The organism is Pseudomonas sp., from assembly GCF_050739935.1.
In the GTDB taxonomy this organism is placed as follows: Bacteria; Pseudomonadota; Gammaproteobacteria; order Pseudomonadales; family Pseudomonadaceae; genus Aquipseudomonas.
Genome location: NZ_JBOICF010000098.1, coordinates 14,266 through 33,668 on the forward strand (window position 1 = coordinate 14,266; position 19,403 = coordinate 33,668).

The following is a 19,403-nucleotide window of genomic DNA, read 5'->3' on the forward strand; positions in this document are numbered from 1 at the left end:
CCGGCAGCAGATCGCCAGGGATCAGGCGTTAGGTTGCCAGCCGCCGCCGAGCGCTTTGTAGATCGCCACGATTCCGCGATACAGCTCGATTTCAGCCTGCGCCTGAGTGTCTTCAGCGGCCAGACGCTCACGCTCGGCATCCAGCAACACCAAAAAGTCAGCTGTGCCTTCCTTGTACTGAATGCTTGCCAGATTGGCGGCCGAGCGGCTCGCTTCACTTTGGCGTACCAGCGAGACCAGCCGTTGCTGCCGTTTGTCGTAGTCGCTAAACGCGTTTTCGGTCTCTTCCAGTGCCAGCAAGACCTGCTGCTCGTAGTTGGCCAGCGCGCCCTCGGCGTCGGCGTTGGCGCCACGGATCCGCGCCCTCACACTGCCCAGGTCGAACGCCGCCCAAGTGATGCTGGGCCCAAGGCCCCAGGCTTGCGCCGCCCCGGAGCCAATCTGCGATCCACGGCTGGCGGTGAAGCCCAGGAAGCCGCTGAGGCTGACCCGGGGGAACAAGTCGGCGGTCTGCACACCGATGCGAGCGGTCTGCGCCGCCAATTGTCGCTCGGCACTGCGCACATCAGGACGGTTTTCCAGCAGCTTGGTCGGGTCGCCGATAGGCAGCGCCTTGGAGATGGCCGGCAGCCGGGCAGGCGCCAGACTCACCGTCATGGCATCCGGGCGTTCGCCCAGCAGGGTCGCGATGCGATTGCGCTCACGCGTCTGCTCGGCTTGCAACTGCGGTATGGTTGCCTCAACGGCAGCCAGACGTGCATCGGCGCGCACCACGTCGATCTCGTTGCCGACACCTTCATCGCGCAGTTGCACGGTGACGTCGCGCGAGTTCTGCTGGTTTTTCAGGTTGTCGCGGGCAATGTTTTCGCGCAATTGCGCACCGCGCAGTTGCCCGTAGGCATCCACCAGTTCGGCGATCATGGTCACTTGAAGCTGATACAGATTGGCCTCGGCCACCTGCTGATCGGCTTCGCTGGCTTCCAGTTCGCGTTGAATGCGACCGAACAGGTCGATCTCCCAGGCCATGTCCAGCCCCAGGTCGTAGCGTTCCTGGTTGACCCGGTGGTCGGTTTCACCCGGCACCTGTGCACGGCCTATTTCGCTGCTGGCGCGGCTGGTGACCACTGGCATGGCATCGTTGCTGATGTCGTCGCGAATGGCGCGAGCAGCTTTCAGGCGGGCGAAAGCCACGCGCAATTCGCGGTTGCCTTGCAGCGACTGGGCCACCAACTGATTCAGGGTCGGGTCATCGAACTGCTGCCACCAGATGGTCTCCGTGCAACTGCGATCGTAAGCACCTTGAGCGGTGGCCTGGATATTGGCCGCCGCGGTGTCCGGCGTCTTGTAGTCGGGGCCGACGGCGCAGGCCGCCAACGCCAGCACCAACAGGCTCGGCAGGAAGAGTTTTGCAGCCTTCATCAATGAGCCTCCGGAGCGATGGTCTGAACGCGTTGAGCCTTGGCCGCCTTGCGAGCCTCGTTGCGTTCCACGAAGTTACGAATCAGCACATAGAACACGGGGGTCAGCAGCAGACCGAAGAAGGTCACGCCGAGCATCCCGGAGAACACCGCCACACCCATGGCGTGACGCATCTCGGCACCGGCACCGCTGGACAGCACCAGTGGCACGACCCCCATGATGAACGCGAACGAGGTCATCAGGATCGGACGCAGACGCAGGCGGCAGGCTTCCAGAACAGCCTCCAGCGGGGTCTTGCCTTTTTCCTGTTCGTCCTTGGCGAATTCAACGATGAGAATCGCGTTCTTGCACGCCAGACCCACCAATACGATCAGGCCGATCTGGGTGAAGATGTTGTTGTCGCTGCCGGCGATGATCACACCGGCAATAGCCGACAGCAGGGTCATCGGCACGATCAGGATGACCGCCAGCGGCAGGCTCCAGCTTTCGTACAACGCTGCCAGCACCAGGAACGCCAACAGTACGCATAGCGGGAAGACCAGCAGGGCGGTGTTACCCGACAGGATCTGTTGGTAGGTCAGGTCAGTCCACTCGTAGGTCATGCCATTGGGCAGTTCCTGTTGGAGCAGTTTTTCCATCGCCGCCTGGGCCTGGCCCGAGCTGTAGCCTGGGTCTGCGGCACCGTTGATCTCAGCGGTGATGAAACCGTTGTAGTGCATCACGCGGTCCGGCCCCGAGGTGTTGGTGACTTTAAGCAGCGTCGCCAGCGGAATCATTTCGCCCAGGTTGTTGCGCACCTTCAATTGACCGATCTGCTCGGCATCCTGGCGGAACTGCTGTTCAGCCTGGACGTTGACCTGATAGGTACGACCGAAGCGGTTGAAGTCGTTGGCGTACAGCGAGCCCAGGTACACCTGCAGGGTGTCGAAAATGTCGCTGATGGCCACGCCGTGGGTCTTGGCTTTTTCACGGTCGATCGCGGCGTCGACCTGTGGAACGTTCACGGTGTAGCTGGTGAACAGTGCAGCCAGTTCCGGCACGCTTCGGCTCTTGCCGATGATATTCATCGTCTCTTTGTAGAGTTCGTCGTAACCCAGGTTGCCGCGGTCCTCGATCTGCAGGCGGAAGCCGCCAATCGTTCCCAGGCCCTGTACCGGCGGTGGTGGGAAGATCGCCATGTAGGCTTCCTGAATCGACGCGTACTTGCCGTTCAGCGCACCGGCGATGGCGCCTGCGGATTCGCTGGCCAGCTTGCGCTCATCGAATGGCTTGAGCGTGACGAACACGATGCCGGAGTTGGGGCTGTTGGTGAACCCGTTGATCGACAGACCCGGGAACGCCACCGCACTCTCGACGCCCGGCTGCTGCAGCGCGATATCGGACATGCGCTTGATCACGTCTTCGGTACGGTCCAGGCTGGCGGCATCCGGCAGTTGCGCGAAGGCGACCAGATACTGCTTGTCCTGCTGTGGCACAAAACCGGTCGGCGTGGTCGAGAAGCCCAGCCAGGTCATGACGATCAGGCCCGCATAGACCACCAGTGCCACGCCGCTGACGCGTATCACACGGCCCACTGCACCGACATAGCCATTGCTGGCCTTGACGAAGAAGCGGTTGAACGGGCGAAACAGCCAGCCACCGAGCAGCCTGTCCAGAAAGCGCGAGAAACCGTCTTTCGGGGCATCGTGGGCGCGCAGCAGTACCGCCGCCAAGGCCGGCGACAGGGTCAGGGAGTTGAAGGCCGAGATCACCGTCGAAATGGCGATGGTCAAGGCGAACTGCTTATAGAACTGTCCCGTCAGACCGGAGATGAACGCCGCCGGTACGAACACCGCACACAGCACCAGCGCGGTCGCGATGATCGGACCGGTCACTTCGCGCATGGCGATCTGGGTAGCTTCCATTGGCGGGTGGCCGAGCTCAATGTTTCGCTCGACGTTTTCCACCACCACAATGGCGTCGTCCACCACGATACCGATGGCCAGTACCAGGCCGAACAGCGACAGCGCGTTGAGCGAGAAACCGAACAGGTGCATGACCGCGAACGTACCGATCAGCGACACCGGCACGGCGGCCAGCGGGATGATCGACGCGCGCCAGGTCTGCAGGAACAGGATCACCACCAGCACGACGAGAATCAGCGCTTCGAACAGGGTGTGAACCACTGCCTCGATGGAGCCGCGCACGAAGATCGTCGGGTCGTAGACGATGCTGTAGTCCATGCCTTCCGGGAAGCTCTTTTTCAGCAGTTCCATCTCGGCACGCACTTCGTTGGAGATGTCGATGGCGTTGGATCCGGGACGCTGGAAGATCGGCATCGCCGCCGCTGGCTGATTATTCAGCAACGAGCGCAAAGCGTACTGATTGGAGCCCAACTCGACTCGTGCCACGTCTTTGACCCGGGTGATTTCGCCGTCCGGGCCTGAGCGAATGATGATGTTTTCGAACTCTTCCTCGGAGACCAGACGGCCTTGGGTGTTGATCGACATCTGGAAGCTGGTGGCGCTCGGGGAGGGCGGCGCGCCCAGTTGACCGGCAGCGACCTGACGGTTCTGTTCGCGAACGGCGTTGACCACGTCGGTGGCGGTGATATTGCGCGAAGCGGTCTTGTTCGGGTCCAGCCAGATACGCAGCGAGTAGTCACCCATACCAAACAGTTGCACGTCACCGACACCGTTCAGACGCGCCAGCTCATCCTTGATGTTGAGCACCGCATAGTTGGACAGGTACAGCATGTCGTAGCGTTTGTCCGGCGAGGTCAGGTGGACCACCATGGTCAGGTCGGGAGAGGCCTTGTCCACGGTGATACCGATGCGGGTCACTTCTTCCGGCAGTTTTGGCTCGGTCCGGGTGACCCGGTTCTGCACCTGTACCTGCGCGGTGTCCAGATTGGTGCCCAGAGCGAAGGTGATGGTCAGGGTCAGCTTACCGTCGGCGGTTGCCTGGGAGGACATATACAGCATGTTCTCGACACCGGTGATCGCCTGCTCCAGTGGCGCGGCCACGGTTTCGCCGATGACCTTCGGGTTGGCGCCGGGGAAGTTGGCGCGCACGACGACGGTCGGTGGTACCACTTCCGGGTATTCACTGATCGGTAGCTGGAACAGCGAGATGGCGCCGGCAATCAGGATCAACAGCGAGAGAACCGCTGCGAAGATCGGGCGCGTGATAAAGAATTTTGAAAAATTCATCGAGTGGGTCCCTTAACCGCGTGGCGTAGCGACAGCGGCAACCTTGGCGTCCAGCTTGGACTGCGCCTTGGGTTGATTGCTGGCTTCAAGTGCTTGGCGTTGTTGTTGCAGTGCGGCGAGGGTGTCGGCGCTGGCCATCTCGGAGTCTTGCGGGTCGACCGGCGAGCCTGGTCGAACACGCTGCAGACCGCTGACGACAATGCGATCGTCCTTGGCCAGACCGCTGCGCACGATGCGCAGGCCTTCGAGTTTCGGCCCCAGATCGACGCTGCGGTAAACGGCCTTGTTGTCCTTGTCGACAACCAGTACGAATTTCTTGCCAAGGTCGGTCCCGACCGCTTCATCCTTGATCAGCATGGCCGAGTAGGTGCCACTGCCGACCAGCTTCAGACGCGCGTACAGACCCGGTGTGTATTCTCCCTTGCTGTTGTCGAACACGGCGCGGCCCCGGATGGTGCCGGTGCGCGGATTGACCTGGTTGTCGACGAAGTTCATCTGGCCCTGGTGCGAATTATCCGCCTCGTTGGACAGACCCATGTACACCGGGCTGGTGCTACCGCGCTTGCCATCGCGGGCCAGTTGGTTGTACTTGAGGAAGACACGCTCGTCGGCGTCGAAGTAGGCGTAGACCTTGTCGGTGGATACCACGCTGGTGAGGATGCTCTGATCAGCGGTGACGATGTTGCCCGAGGTGATTTCCGCCCGGCTGACACGGCCGGTGATCGGCGCGGTCACGCGGGTAAAACTCAGGTTCAGTCGGGCCAGATCCAGTTGCGCCTGAATGGCGGCGACCGCGGCTTTGGATTCCTGCGCGGTGGTGGTCCGTGAGTCGGCCAGTTCCGCGGAAATCGCATTATTGGTGCGCAGACGCTCGCCGCGTTGGGCTTCATTGTTGCTACGTACCCATGCAGCCCTGGCCTGTTGCAATTGGGCATCCAGACGATGCACTTCAGCTTCGAACGGGCGCGGGTCGATCTGGAACAACAGGTCGCCTTTCTTCACCAGCTCGCCATCGGTGAATGCCACCGAATCGATCTGACCGGAAACGCGAGGACGAACCTGCACGGTTTCCGGAGCCTCCAGACGCGCCGTGACCTCATCCCACTCATTGACCGGCTGCTCGAGCACCTTGGCCACGTTGACCTTTGCCGCCGCTGGAGCTTGAGCGGCCGTTTCCGGGCCTTTCCCGCAAGCACTGATCACCACCAGTGCCAACGCGGCAAGGGGATAGCGAAGAGGAGTAAGTGACTGAACCATGGGAAAATCCGCCGATGTTATTGAGATGGGCGGATTCTGTTCTCGGGGGTTTTATTGCACGAATCGAATAACACGAAGGTAAATATCAGCGGGAATGATGTTTACCTTAGCGAGGGCTCTGGGACGGGGGTTACGCCAGACTGTCCGGATCGCCAAAACAATCTGGCCCATAGACTGCATTCGACGGCGACTCGAATCGACAAAAATCTGAGGTTAATCCATATCCGCCTGGCGCGCGGAAGGTGGCAAGCGCCCTCTACCGGAACTCTTCTTTGAGTCCCAGCAAGACGCAAGCAAGTGCCAGAAACATTACCCCTCAAGGCGCCCGTGAAAGGACCTGGGACCCTATGTCTTCGGCGCTACGTTATATCCCTGATCCTCGTTTCGCAGGCGGCGGGGGCGGGTAGTTGTTATCAACCCACACTCTGCCGCTCGCCCAACCGTTTGTTGTCGGTTGACCGATCCCAGTTTTTGTCTGGCGTTGAGTAAATGGAAGTCCACGGTACGTTCGCCGCAGTCTAAGATACGGCTGATTTCCCAGGTTGTTTTACCAATGCCAGCCCAATGAAGACATTCCATTTCTTTCGGGGTGAGCGCGCATGATGGCTGTTCTTGCCTACAAACTTGATGTCGTAACCCGGCGACTATGAAGGGCGCCAGCACGAAAAGTCGGCTCACATTTTCGCTGCAAAATGTCATGTGCTTTTCGTGTTTTTGAGTATCGAAGGCGACGCTCAGCGTGCCCCTCAAAAACTCATGACGCAACGGAATACTGATTCCATTACCCAAACCGTGTGCGGCACGCTGCTGCCAGAATCTTTGTGACCGGCCACGGGCGCGGCGGCGCTCTTGGTCCCAAAGCATTGGCACTAGTTCGCGGCGACAGTGCTTCAGTATTGGATCAATTTCAATCAATCCCTCGCAGCGATAGCGGTCCAACCATTCTTTTGGGAAGTTGGTGATCAAGCCAGTCAGCGGATTTCTGTCAACCGGCGCTGCCCCCAGGCGAACCATGTAACTGTGAAATCCTAATTGCCGCAGCAACTTCGCCAATTGACGCGCCCAGTCCGTGGGATGGGCTTCCTTGCTGAGGTTCATAAGGGCGCTCAGGAGCGCGCTTTGATCAAGCGGTTGAGAGGAGGCGTATTTGTCCATGATAATTGCCCTTGCTGCGATGGCCACGTGCAGGCCGAACTAAAGAAGGGGCAAGGCCCCTCTATCGGCGTCCTAGCGCACATGGCGCGTTATGAAACTGCGGAAAAACTCAATCCCGTCTTCAGTAAGAATACTTTCGGGATGGAATTGAACGCCTTCAATGGCAAATTCCCGGTGTCTGAGCCCCATCACATAGCCGTCGTCGATTGATCTGGACGTGATGTATAAGCATGGGGGCATGTCTTGGTCGCTCACAATAAGTGAGTGATAACGGGTCGCTTTGATGGAATTTCCGTCGGTATGTGCATAGACCCCAGCTCCGTCGTTTTCAACTTCGCTGACCTTTCCGTGCATGACATTTGGCGCGCGGCATACCTGAGCGCCAAATGCCAGGCCAATGGCTTGATGCCCTAGACATACACCGAGCAGGGGGAGTTGCCCTCGGAAATGCTGAATCACCTCCACATAGCCAACGTCTCGCGGATGGCCGGGGCCGGGGCCCAATACACAGAAGTCGGGCGCGTAGGATTCAATGCGCTGAATAAGGTCAGGTGTATCGTTGCGTGCAATGCAAGTCTCCAGTCCCATCTGCTCCAGATATTGACTGATAATAAATACGAAGCTGTCATAGGCATCGATAAGGAAGACTTTCATTGTGTGATCTCTTTTCCAGTGATCGCGTAATAAACCGAGCCCATTTTATAAAAGGTCTCCAACCATTCAGCTTCTGGAATCGAGTCTGCCACCACGCCTGCGGACGCACGCATCTGGTATGTCCCCTGATCATGTACCGTGGAGCGTATGCAAAGCGCGGTATTTACATTTCCGTCAAAACCGATAAGTCCCAACGCGCCTGCGTAAATCCCACGCCTATTACTCTCCAACTCCTCTATCAACTCCATGGCTCTAACCTTAGGGGCGCCGGACATCGTGCCTGCCGGGAACGACGCTTTTATAGCGTCATAAGCGTCCAATCCAGGCCTCAACAACCCGCGGACGTTCGACACCATGTGGAACAGATGGGAGTATTCCTCAACCAACATGAACTCATCCACGTCCAAGGACCCCGGTTGGCAAACTCGGCCAATGTCATTGCGGCAAAGATCGATAAGCATCAGATGTTCGGCCCGCTCTTTTTCAGAGCGTGTGAGCTCTAGTACAAGTGAGGTTGAGTCAGTGCCGGCCTTTTTGCCAATTGTACCTGCTATCGGGCGCATTTCGATCAGGTTGTCTTTGATACGCACAAATAGCTCGGGGCTGGCTCCGATCAGGTCAATGCCGCCTACATGAGCGAGATACATGTAAGGCGAAGGATTACGCTGTCGCAGGGTTTGATAAACTTCAAAAGGCGTTACTGTGGAACGAACGCGAATTTCGTGGCCTAATTGTATCTGATAGACATCACCGCTGCGGATATGCTCCATAGCAGTGGCGACACGGTGAAGGAATTGCTCTTTCGACACCATACGTGACTCTTCGACAGCTTCCGGATAATGGGGTGCTTTGAACGTTTGTTTGTTCATTAAGAAGTTCAAGTCGTCCCGAGCGCGCCGTTGCCATAGTGCGTTATTGTTGATTAATATTTCAGTTGTTCCATTGTTATGGAAGTAAATAAGCGTTTGGTACATCGAAAGTGAAATGATCGGATACTCATAGCTTTGCGGCGCTAATGTTGGAATGTTCTCAATCATTCTCACGCAGTCGTATGAAAAATAACCGAAAAAAGCCAAGCTGGTCGGCGCATTGGGCGATAGCTTGAAAGCGGATTGTATCGTGCGCAGCATTCTCCACGCGGCTTCAGAGTTCGCGATTTTAACCAGATGATTATCGTCTACAGAATATCCGGCAAGCTTAAGCACATCTGAAATATGAACGCATAGCTGTCCCGCACCAGTAAATTTTGCGTGATCTTCGTTCATGCTGATTTCGAAAATAGGCTCTAAGCCGACGATGGTGGCTTTTCGATCTCTACTCGGGCCAGAGAGCGACTCGAGAATAAAAACTTGCTCTGGGCCAAATCGCTTAGCGGCATTCCAATACACCGATAATGGATCGGGTGTGTCGCGTCTTTCAATACGAAAAACATCTACGTCAATTAGTTGATCCTTCATGTTGCGTCTGTCCTTTTCTATTGTTTTGATTTGAGAGGTTTCAATGGTAGTGATTACGCTCCCAGTGGGTTGGAGGGTCGAGAGGTCTAAACTTTGTAGGATGGTTCTGACGAAATTTTCAGAAGCGTCGACTGACGTCTGGTCCATGGCTCGACAAATATCGAGCAACTATTGGTCAGAATTCGCAGAACATAAAGGTAGCCGATCAGTGTGAATGTCGGGAGCGAACGCTGGATTTGAAGTGTCCACGCAATCAATGCGCCAGATCGACGTAAGACTGTATATTCAGGGAAACGATTGTGCATAAGACATGCTGGTCCTGTCAGATCCTCGAAGTTAAAAATAATAGCTGAAGAATGGATCTTATCACGGAGATTCCTTCTGTCAAACTTAGGGTGTACACCAGGTGTGGGTAGCAGAAGATGCACAAAATGTTTATGCGAAATCGAGTATGAACGTGCGCGTATAACAAAAAAATATTCCGCGCACAACTGTGGAGCAACGCAGCTAGGGCTGATAGCTGATAATGGATAAATTAGGTACGCGGAAGAATCAGTGGGAAATCAGGATCTATATCAATGAATAAGAATTTCGAAGTGTTCAAAGGCTGCTATGACGAGGTGCATAGCGCTTATTGGTCCGACACGCTAAGTGATGCGGAGCTATCTGCGTGGCACCAAAGTCAACTGCGAAAGGTCGTGAGGTATGTAAAGGAGTTGTCGCCTTTTTACCGCAAGCGATTGGCGAGTGTCGATGAACGCACGCTTCGACTTGAAGACTTGAGCAGCTTACCCTTCACGACGAAGGACGACCTGCGCAATGCCGGTATGGATATTCTGTCGGGGCCACTTGAAGACAGTATGTTTTATTACGAAACGACCGGTACAACAGGGCCTGCAACTCCCTGCCCGCGAGATCGAGGAGAAAGTTATGCCTCCAACCGGCAGCTCGCTATGGCCTACCAAGCAGTCTTGGACAGGCACTTCGCTACCGAAAAGACGGTGGTTGGCATCATGGGCCCGACTGAGGTTCACTCGTTTGGCGATACTTTGGGTGAAGTGTGTGCTCAGTTGGGCGTATGCAACGCCAAGCTGTGGCCACACTCACCGGTGATCGGATATCCGAAAGCGCTCCAACTATTGAAAGATCTACGTATCGGAGTGTTGGCTTCGGCGCCAGGGCTGTTACTGGCTCTGGCTAAAGAGGCTGAGCGTAATGGTTTGAATCCCAGAGAAGATTTCGCAGTACGTACGTTCATGATGAGCGGAGAGCTTTGCACACCGGCGCTGAAGAACAATCTTTACAGCCTGTGGGGAGCCCAACCTTACGATAGTCTGTACGGGTCGCAAGAAACGATGATCATTGCCGCATGCAATGCAGACGATCAGCTGGTGCCGCATCGGATGAACTACATTCTGGAGGTGCTTGACCCAAGCACGGGCGAGAGCTTGGGGGATTCAGGTGACGGAGAACTATGCGTAACTATGTTGATACCTGGAAGTAAGCCCCTAATTCGTTACCGAACTGGAGATATGGTATCCATTCAGTCAAGACTTGGTCATCCCCAGGCCATGCGTCAGATCATTAAAGTCGTCGGCCGCGTGAAAGATTCGACATGCCTCAACGGACGCTCGTTTTCTGCGGCACAGATGGAGCAGGCACTCCTTGAGGGTGTAGAGCAATGCCTAGGTTATCAACTTATTATAAACAATAGTAACCAGTCTGATACTGTCATCGCAAAACTCGAAATGTCGAAATTCTACGCTGGCAATGTTGGGCGTATGGTATTGCTGATCAAAGAGCGTCTGAAGGAGCGGCTAGGGGTCGAGTCGACTGTTATGGTAGTGGACGACTTAGCAGAACACGTTAATCTTGGAAGTTGGTTTAGTTGGAAAGAAGCGCGAATAGTTGACCAGCGCCAATCGTGATTCGAGGTCACAGAATGAACATGTCCATTCGGGTTATCAATCCCCATGATCCTCTGTTTGCAGAGGTCAGGTGTTTGAGGTCGCGGTACTTGGGAACCAATCCTGCTCAAGAGACAGATTTTGAACTTCGGGAGCCTGTAAGAGACGCTCTATCCTATCATTTGATTTATTTAGATGGGGCTCAAGTCGTGGGGGCATTACGGATAACTCCGGTTGGTCACGGTTTGAGTTTCGTGGAGCGGGCTATCGACATTCACAAACATTTCAAACAGCCGATGGACACCTTTGATGCCAATCGACTGGTTTTGAACGAGCGATACCGGGGAGGCAGACACTTACGTAACTTTCTGCTCGGGGCCTCCGTGTGGCTCAAGGCTAACACGCATCTGCGGTTTATCTCAGCACTGTGTAGCGATACGTTGCAGGCATTGTACGTTGGGATAGGGGGGCGCGTGGTAGCAGAAAATATAACATGGCAAGGGCAGGTGGATCAGCGGCTATACAGCTTGATCTGTCTTGAGCTCGATAACGTTTATCGCAACATAAAAGGAATTAATTGATATGGGAAAGGAAGTCTTCTTCAAGGAGCTAGATGAGGTTGTTGAGGCAGGTTGGGCTCAAATAAAGCTAGGGAAATATTGGCAGTTTAGCCTGCAGAATCCCACTCCGCCTGAGCTTTATCAGCAAGTCATGCTGCAGGTTTACCACTATACCCGATACAACTCGATCAACCAGGCCGCCTGCGCGGCAAGCGCCGATCCGGAACAGACCTCTCTGCTGAGGTTTGTATATAAGCACGCGCTGGAGGAATTAGGCCACGAGCGTATGGTGCTGCGCGACCTTGGGTCAGTCGGTCTGCTGCCTGAGGCTCTGCCAGCGCCTTTGCCTCCCACCCAGGCATTGATTGCGTATCTCAACGATGTAGCCGTTCGCAAAGGCCCGGTCGCCCGCCTGGGCTACAGCTACTGGGCGGAGGATGTTTATGAGCATATTCAGCCTTTGCTGGGCAGATTTCGGGCCGACCTTAGGCTCAGCGACGAGCAAATGACTTTTTTTGTAGCCCATTCAACGATCGATGAAAAGCACGCAGACGAAGTACGTAGTGCCATGCGGCGGGCGGTAACCACGAACGAGCAACGTCGGCAGATCATAGAAGTTGCCCGGGTAACGCTCTGGCTAACGGGGCAGCTGCTTGAGGAGGCTTGGCGCACCTATCGGGCTTCGGATATTCACCAATCATTGCGAGCATCTTAAGTCGTGAAACTGACTATTGTTGTTGGGTCTAGCCGACCCTGCGGCGTCAGTGCGCGTGTGGTGGCGTTAGCAAACCACCACTTACGCGGCAAAGCTGAAGTTGACGTCCTTTGGCTCAAGGATTACCGAATCGACTATTGCGACGCCGATAATGCCTGTACCAATCGGGATTGTATGCTTCAGGATGATGTCCCATACCTCGTGACTAAATTAACCGACTCAGATGCCGTTCTCTACTTGCCAGTGATGCACGCTTACGGAGCCAATAGCCGATTTCAAGCGTTTATGGAGCGTGCAGGTTACGGTTTTCTTCGTCCCCGTGGCCGACCGTTACGCGACAAACTTGCTGCAATCGCCGTTGTCGGGCGACGCTACGGACATACCGCTGTTTTTTCCCAAATTGTATTGAACGTTCTTCTTAACAAGATGATCTTGGTGGGTTCAGGCTTTCCCGCTTGTTTTCAAACTCAACTTGCTCACGACCCCGAGGCTGAACAGGCGTTACGCGAAACCCTTGACCGTTTGCTTGAACATTATTCGCGACTCAGTGATTTAAGGGAATCTAAAAACCAAGGCGATGCTCTGCTACCGGTTTATTACAAAAGAGGCTAATCATGAATGCACGAGATACATTTCTTGCGCTAATAGTCGCAATGCTTTGGGGTGCCCAAGTGACCGCCGTTAAAATAGGTGGTTCCGAATTCCCTCCGATTCTGATGGTCGCGATACGCTTCGCGATCATGTCTATATTTCTCTTTCCATTTATTTTTCGTTTGAGACGACACCAGTTCCGATCTGTATTTTTAATCGCGTCAGTCACGGGGACCGTGCATTTTGGGCTGCTGTATTGCGGGATTTCGTTAGTCGATGCTTCGACTGCAGCGATCATTTACCAGTTGGCGACTCCATTTACATTGCTTTTAGCTGTAGTCGTCTTGCGAGAGGCAATCAACGCGCAAGTGATTTCAGGGATTCTTTTGGCTCTCACTGGTGTAATTATCTTGTTCTTCAACCCAGCCGCGAGTGGCAGTGTTCTGGGTATGGCGCTGGTCGCAATGGCCGCGCTCATGTTCGCCAGCGGTTCTGTGCTTACTAAATACTTCGGGCCGTTGGATCCACTGGCACTAAGCGCATGGACTGCGATCGTCTCGGCACCTGAGCTATTGATATGGTCGCTGATCCAGGAAAGCGGTCAGTGGTCGGGGATGATCGCCGCAAGCTATCGCGCTTGGGCAGCGGTGCTCTATACGGCGGTCAGCGGAGGGTTGGTTGGGTTTGGATTATGGTTTTGGTTGCTAAGTCGCTACTCCGTACAAACATTAAGCCCCTTCCTGTTGCTGGTACCTTTGTTCGCTGTCGTCGTCAGTCAGGTAATGCTTTCCGAAGGATTAAGCGCGCGGTTGTTGTTAGGCACTGTCATGACAATGCTCGGTGTGGCGCTCTGCCAATTACGCTGGCCACTTCGTAGAAAGCAATGCGGGAGCCTTGAAGGGAGGACTGGTGATGCGAATAATTGACCGACTGCTGCTAGCCGGCCTCCGCACGGCCAACCGGTGGCGATTTGGGTTGACGTTACGGCGCTATAGAGATCAACAAGGCTCAATTGCTTTTCTTGAAATCGGTCGCGATCATCCGGGCCCTACGCTGGTATTCCTTCACGGGCTGGGCGCTAGCAAAGATCAGTGGGGTCGACATATCTATGCTCTAGGGCTTCGCCATCATTGTCTGTTTGTTGACCTTCCTGGTCACGGACAGTCTTCCTATGAACCTCTGAATGGTTTCGGTCCAACGAGCTTGCTCGGATGCCTCGGCGGTTTGCTGGACGAAAACTGCCATGCCCAGTTTGTACTGGTAGGCAGTTCACTAGGCGGTTGTGCAGCTGTGCTTTATACGGCTGCCTGTCCGGACCGGGTCAAATATCTCGTCGCGTTAGCTCCCGCAGGTCTGGGGGAGGAAACCTTTGCGTCCGCGGTCAAGCTGAGAATTGAGAGTGGCGTACCGGTATTTGGGTACCGCACCGTTGAAGAAATGTTTAATTTCTGGCGGCTGCTATTCAAGACACCTCCAAAAACTGGAAGGCTTCTGACTAGAGCCCTTGCCGCTAACGGCCGAGCACGATTTAGCATGGTACAGAAGGTGATGAATGACTTCAAAAGGGAAGGCCTAGGCCAACTGATTGGCTATTTACCGATGATTACAGCTCCGTCTCTTTTCATTTGGGGCGAGGACGATCAGGTTTTCAATGTTGAGACATCACAACTGCTGATGAGCCAAGTGCCTGTCTACTCCAGCATTCTCATCTCTGATACCGGACACATCCCCTACTTGGAGCGCGGGCGGGAAGTCGCCGATGCGATAGAGAATTTCATTTCCCAACCCTTGGGTGAGGGCGCTTCGTAGCCCTGGCACCGCATTACGAGCGGACTACCACGACCCTGAAAATGCAACAGACATACGCTTCGACGGCTATGAGGATTATAGTCATGCCAGACTGTCCGGATCGCCGAAAAACATCTGGATCCGCGAACGCAGCCAGCGCTCGCCGGGATCGTTATCCTGGGAGCCGCGCCAGGCCATGTGCAACTCGAACGTGCGCGATTCCACCGGCAGCTCTTCTGCCCGAACGCCGCCTGCTGCGGTAAGCACCGCGGCTGCATAATCGGGCACGGTAGCGACGATGTCGGTTCCGGCGATCAGGGTCGCCAGGCCATTGAACTGCGGTACGGCCAGGACCACATGGCGCTTGCGGCCGATCTTCTCCAGATACTCATCAATGAAACCACCCAGGTCGCCAGCGAACGACACCAGCGCGTGGGGGCGGGCGCAGAAATCGTCCAGGCTGATCGGCCCCGGCATCGAGTCGGCGCGCAGCAATTTGGGTTTGCTGCGACGAAGGACCTTACGCTTGGCGTTGGCGGGCAGGTCGTCGGTGTAGCTCACGCCGATGGAAATCTCGCCGGACGACAGCAGAGCGGGCATCAGGATGTAGTTGGTACGGCGCACCACCAGCACAATGCCGGGGGCCTCGGAGCGCAGACGTTTGAGCAGCGATGGCAGCAGGGCGAATTCGGCGTCATCGGACAGACCGATGCGGAACACTGCGGTGCTGGTCGCCGGGTCGAACTCGGCGGCGCGGCTGACCGCGGTGGAAATGGAATCCAGCGCCGGAGAGAGCAGGCCGAAGATTTCCACGGCCCGAGCGGTCGGCTCCATGCTGCGACCGGTGCGCACGAACAGCGGGTCGTCGAACAGCCCGCGCAGTCGGGAAAGCGCGGCACTGATGGCTGGCTGGCCAAGAAACAGCTTTTCTGCGGCACGGGTGACGCTGCGTTCGTGCATGAGGGTTTCGAACACGATGAGCAGATTCAGGTCGACGCGACGCAGGTCGTTGCGATTCATGACGGAGGTCTCGGAGACATTGGTCGACACGTTGGCTGCCGGAGAGGCGCGCCAGCATGCAGCTCGGGAACGGGATATTAAGGGCAAATGCGGATTTTGCGCATCGTTAGGTTCACGCGCAAGTATACAAACGTGTGATCCATCACGGCCCGTCGATACTCTGCCCTGAACCTTGGGCGCGGAATCGTGACCAATCCGTATGCGCTCACGAAATGGATACGACCCTCCTGGTGGGCAGTTTTCGCGCCAGACGGGCGTACGTTTATCCGGAAAATGGCCTTCGGGTTGCAAAGTGCGGGTGAGGAAAGAACAATGACCGCCTTGAATACGTGAGCATTCGATGGTTATCTAATGGCCGCCGCTCAACAACAGAATCGATGACAGGCATGTCGACTATTAATCGCCACTGATAGTGTTACCGGCATCGCCCGGATAGAGTTCATGGCATCAAGGTTCATAAGGCGAGGTTCGAAATGTCCCGCACGATCCGTTTTCATCAGTTTGGCCCGGCCGAGGTGCTCAAGGTAGAAGAGCTGCCCGTCGCGTTGCCCGCCCCCGGCGAGGTGCAGGTGCGCGTCCAGGCAATTGGCGTTACCTGGTACGACGTGCTGTGGCGGCAAAATCTTGCTTCTTCCCAAGCGCGGTTGCCTGCCGGCCTGGGTTCCGAAATGGCCGGCGTGATTACCGCCGTCGGCGATGGCGTGACTGATCTCAAAGTCGGCGACAAGGTTGCCAGCTTTCCTTCAGCCGACCCTAACGTACATCCGGTATATGGCGAGTTCATTACATTGCCAGCCACCTCCGTGACTCGTTATCCCGATGTGCTCACCCCTAATGAGGCGGCGGTGCACTACACCCCGATGCTGGTGGCGTATTTCGCGTTCGTCGACCTGGCTCGCTGCAAACCCGGGCAGACCGCCCTGGTCACCGATGCCAGTCACTGTGCCGGCCCTGCGTTCCTGCAATTGGGCAAGGCGCTTGGCCTGAAGGTAATCGCCGCGACCAAGACTGACTCGTGCCGTGAATACCTGCTGAAGATGGGCGCGGACAAGGTGGTGGTCACCGAAGAGCAGGACTTGCTCATGGCGATCAACAAATACACCGATAACCGTGGCGTCGATATTGTGCTGGACGGCCTGGGCGGTCCGCAGATGTCCATGCTCGGTGATGTGCTGGCGCCCCGTGGCAGCCTGATCCTTTACGGACTGCAAGGCGGTAACCAGACGCCATTCCCGGCGTGTGCGGCATTTCAGAAAAACATTCAATTCTTCGTTCACTGTGTAGGTAATTTCACTGGCAAGCCCGAGCTGGGCATCAACCAGGATGAAGAAGCCGTTAAACGCGCACTGCGTGATATCAACCAACTGACTGCTGACAGGGTTCTGGTGCCACAGATCACCAAGGTGTTCCCGTTCGATCAGCTCGTTGAAGCTCACCGCTTGATGGATGGCTGCCCGGTCGGTGGTCGTGTGGTAGTAGAAGTCGAGCCTGCCTGAGCGCAATTCACCGCGCTCGTTGATTGATCGACGCCATGGCCAGGTGTCGAGCTAGAGGATTCGGTCACCGGTTCAAGGTGTCCGCCCCGTTTTTCATCGGCCACGTTGCACCCGACAAAGCCTTCCCGAACCATCAGGAAGGCTTTTTTGTTTATTCGTTGAAAATAATTGAACGTGGACGTTTTCGATATAAGCGCCCTATATCGGCTTATTGTCTTCGGTTAGTGAAGTCATCAATAAACACTCATGTTTAACATGGCAATGTTAGTTTAAAACTGGCAGGTAATCCGCTGCAGATCTGTACCTTGTAAATGTTGTCGAGACGCCGATAATACTTGGGTCAATACAACTCAGGGAATGAGTCATGTCGCACTTTTCGTTGCAACCCGGTCATGGGCAATACTGGACGGGCTCGGCTTTCTTCGAGGCATCCGGTTTCCACGGGGCAGAGCTTTCCAGCTCTCGCCGTGCGGCGACAGAGTTAGCCTCCGGCTATTGAGTTCAGTCCGTACGAACGTGCAGTCTGCTGACCGCACCGGTGGGCCATCGACTCTTTGTCCCGACTCCGCAGTAGGAGATTCGATGTTATCGCTTGATCGAGCAATTCAGGTGTAGAAGTTATGAGTTCCATTCACGAACAGGCCATGAAGTATGTCTATCAACAAGTGCTGCAGCGTCTGTTGAGTTATTTCAACCGCGCCGAAAGAACCGCACTGCAGTTATTGATTCAACGTTTGATTGTGGCCGCCGGAGGGATCGAGCGGATTGGCGACTATCGCGTATTGGTGGCGTTCAGTGGGGGTAAGGACAGCGCCTATACCGTGGCGTTATTGCGGGCGGCGCAGTTGAGTATTGCCGGTCGCGCGCCCGCCACATTCAACCTGCGGGTCGCCAACATGCGCCATGCGGGAATGACATCGGCGGTGATGGACAATATCCACCGATGCTATTCGGCGTTATTTCTGCACGATGACCCAAGAGTCCAGTTGCTGGTCGTCGATCACCAGTACGTTCAGACGTTTGAACAGGATCTGCCGTTTTCCAGTCCCGGGCGCGAGCAGAACCGTTCCGACATGCTGCTCGGAGGGCACCTGACTGCGGGTGATGCCCGGACCACTTTTTGCAACGCCTGCTACTTGAGCATGGCCGAATTTCTTGGTCGAGCCGCCAGTTGGGGAGAAGGTGTCGACGCAGTGGTCAGTGGCGATTCACTCAAGGAGCAGAAACAGTACGCCGCCTGGATCACGCGTCTAGCGCGGCATAACGGCCAGACCGTGTCGCAATGGCACAAGCTCGGTTTCCGTACTGCGCTTAATACCATCGACAGTATCGGTCAGATTTATTACCGCGAGCTGTACGGCGAAGAATCCATGCCGGCCGATTTCATGCTGCGGCCGTTAGGATATCCCGGCAAGCCGACGGCTCCGGCCTTCCTGCCGGTTGCCGATCTGATTGGTTTCAGAACCGACGAACACTGGGCATTGCTCACGGACTTTCTCGGGTTCCGCTTCGACGATCTGGCGTTCAGCTTCAGCGAATCGGATTGCGCCAATCCATTGCTCATGGCCCATATGCGCGGGCTCAGGGCGCAATTCGTCCAGGGCCGGGAATACGCAGACGGCATCGCCGAATACCTGGAGCTGGCTGCCGCCATGATGCGTCGCAAACGCATGCCCACGCGGCTTATTCATCAGGCCCTGGCTGCCTACGATCAGGCCGACAAACTCGAAGAACGCCGGGCTCTGGCGGCGGGCTATGCACAGGAAGCGTTCGGGCTCAACGAAACGCAACTGGTCTGCCTGCTGTTCGCGCCTTTCGTCGATGCAGGGGCGCAACTGGAGGCATTCCTGCGCTGCTGCCATCCCGGCATGTTGGTCGCGTCGGCAGATCTGCACAGAGCCCTTTCAGGGCAGCCGGCGCCCGATCAAGTGGTGCAGTGGCTGGTGGATGTCAGCGGACTGAGCCTCAAGGGGCTGCAAAATCTCTACGTCAGGCCGCGGGTGGATTTCAACGACGACAGCTCGATCATCGCCCGCGTACGTGCCAGCGACCCGGACAAGGGGCGCGTGATGACCGTCGATCAACGTACCGGAGAGGCGGTGGCGGAGTTGATTTCCGGTCGCTGAATGTTTCATGGCGCGGCGGATGCAGAGCACGACGGCACCGCTTCCTCGCGCTTTTCCTTTCATTGAC

At 56.0% G+C, this 19,403-nt stretch carries 15 protein-coding genes; 8 read left to right on the plus strand and 7 right to left on the minus strand.

All coding sequences use genetic code 11. From position 1 onward, the window contains the following. Positions 1-21 precede the first annotated feature (21 nt). From ACRER8_RS19380 to ACRER8_RS19405, 6 genes are all read right to left on the minus strand, one after another. Entirely contained in the window at positions 22-1,419 is a 1,398-nt protein-coding gene (locus tag ACRER8_RS19380) for an efflux transporter outer membrane subunit (RefSeq protein ID WP_431747820.1), read from the minus strand. Beyond that, positions 1,419-4,610: an efflux RND transporter permease subunit gene (locus ACRER8_RS19385; protein ID WP_431747821.1), complete on the minus strand. Its 3,192-nt coding sequence runs from the start codon at positions 4,608-4,610 to the stop codon at positions 1,419-1,421. The genes ACRER8_RS19380 and ACRER8_RS19385 overlap by 1 nt, the downstream gene beginning before the upstream one ends. 12 nt (positions 4,611-4,622) lie before the next feature. Beyond that, on the minus strand, positions 4,623-5,867 hold the full coding sequence (gene mexE, locus ACRER8_RS19390; protein WP_431747822.1) for a multidrug efflux RND transporter periplasmic adaptor subunit MexE: 1,245 nt from the start codon (positions 5,865-5,867) through the stop codon (positions 4,623-4,625). A gap of 345 nt (positions 5,868-6,212) precedes the next feature. Further along, positions 6,213-7,022, minus strand: coding sequence for a LuxR family transcriptional regulator (locus tag ACRER8_RS19395; RefSeq protein WP_431747823.1), 810 nt, complete (start codon positions 7,020-7,022; stop codon positions 6,213-6,215). A gap of 72 nt (positions 7,023-7,094) precedes the next feature. Next, complete coding sequence (locus ACRER8_RS19400; RefSeq protein WP_431747824.1) at positions 7,095-7,676, minus strand: anthranilate synthase component II; 582 nt, start codon at positions 7,674-7,676, stop codon at positions 7,095-7,097. Continuing rightward, positions 7,673-9,133 carry an anthranilate synthase component I family protein gene (locus ACRER8_RS19405; RefSeq protein ID WP_431747825.1) on the minus strand — a complete coding sequence of 487 codons (1,461 nt, stop codon included), beginning with the start codon at positions 9,131-9,133 and terminating at the stop codon, positions 7,673-7,675. The genes ACRER8_RS19400 and ACRER8_RS19405 overlap by 4 nt, the downstream gene beginning before the upstream one ends. A 578-nt stretch (positions 9,134-9,711) precedes the next feature. Here ACRER8_RS19405 and ACRER8_RS19410 point away from each other — a divergent pair. From ACRER8_RS19410 to ACRER8_RS19435, 6 genes are read left to right on the plus strand one after another with little or no spacing between them, the layout of a single operon-like run. Beyond that, on the plus strand, positions 9,712-11,061 hold the full coding sequence (locus tag ACRER8_RS19410) for a phenylacetate--CoA ligase family protein (RefSeq protein ID WP_431747826.1): 1,350 nt from the start codon (positions 9,712-9,714) through the stop codon (positions 11,059-11,061). A gap of 14 nt (positions 11,062-11,075) precedes the next feature. After that, positions 11,076-11,621, plus strand: a complete 546-nt coding sequence (locus ACRER8_RS19415) for an acetyltransferase (RefSeq protein ID WP_431747827.1) — start codon at positions 11,076-11,078, stop codon at positions 11,619-11,621. A 1-nt stretch (position 11,622) separates the two neighbouring features. Beyond that, entirely contained in the window at positions 11,623-12,315 is a 693-nt protein-coding gene (locus ACRER8_RS19420; RefSeq protein ID WP_431747828.1) for an iron-containing redox enzyme family protein, read from the plus strand. A gap of 3 nt (positions 12,316-12,318) precedes the next feature. Beyond that, positions 12,319-12,927, plus strand: a complete 609-nt coding sequence (locus tag ACRER8_RS19425) for a flavodoxin family protein (protein ID WP_431747829.1) — start codon at positions 12,319-12,321, stop codon at positions 12,925-12,927. A gap of 2 nt (positions 12,928-12,929) precedes the next feature. Next, positions 12,930-13,832 carry a DMT family transporter gene (locus ACRER8_RS19430; protein WP_431747830.1) on the plus strand — a complete coding sequence of 301 codons (903 nt, stop codon included), beginning with the start codon at positions 12,930-12,932 and terminating at the stop codon, positions 13,830-13,832. Beyond that, entirely contained in the window at positions 13,819-14,715 is an 897-nt protein-coding gene (locus ACRER8_RS19435; protein WP_431747831.1) for an alpha/beta fold hydrolase, read from the plus strand. Before ACRER8_RS19430 ends, ACRER8_RS19435 begins: the two co-directional genes overlap by 14 nt. Before the next feature lie 81 nt (positions 14,716-14,796). Here ACRER8_RS19435 and ACRER8_RS19440 read toward each other — a convergent pair whose 3' ends face one another. Beyond that, positions 14,797-15,714, minus strand: coding sequence for a LysR family transcriptional regulator (locus ACRER8_RS19440; RefSeq protein WP_431747832.1), 918 nt, complete (start codon positions 15,712-15,714; stop codon positions 14,797-14,799). 473 nt (positions 15,715-16,187) lie between these two features. On the opposite strand from ACRER8_RS19440, the gene ACRER8_RS19445 reads away from it, so the two are divergent. Together ACRER8_RS19445 and ACRER8_RS19450 are read left to right on the plus strand one after the other, a co-directional pair. Then, positions 16,188-17,210 carry a zinc-dependent alcohol dehydrogenase family protein gene (locus tag ACRER8_RS19445; protein ID WP_431747833.1) on the plus strand — a complete coding sequence of 341 codons (1,023 nt, stop codon included), beginning with the start codon at positions 16,188-16,190 and terminating at the stop codon, positions 17,208-17,210. A 620-nt stretch (positions 17,211-17,830) separates the two neighbouring features. Further along, on the plus strand, positions 17,831-19,336 hold the full coding sequence (locus tag ACRER8_RS19450) for a hypothetical protein (protein ID WP_431747834.1): 1,506 nt from the start codon (positions 17,831-17,833) through the stop codon (positions 19,334-19,336). The last annotated feature ends 67 nt before the right edge of the window (positions 19,337-19,403 follow it).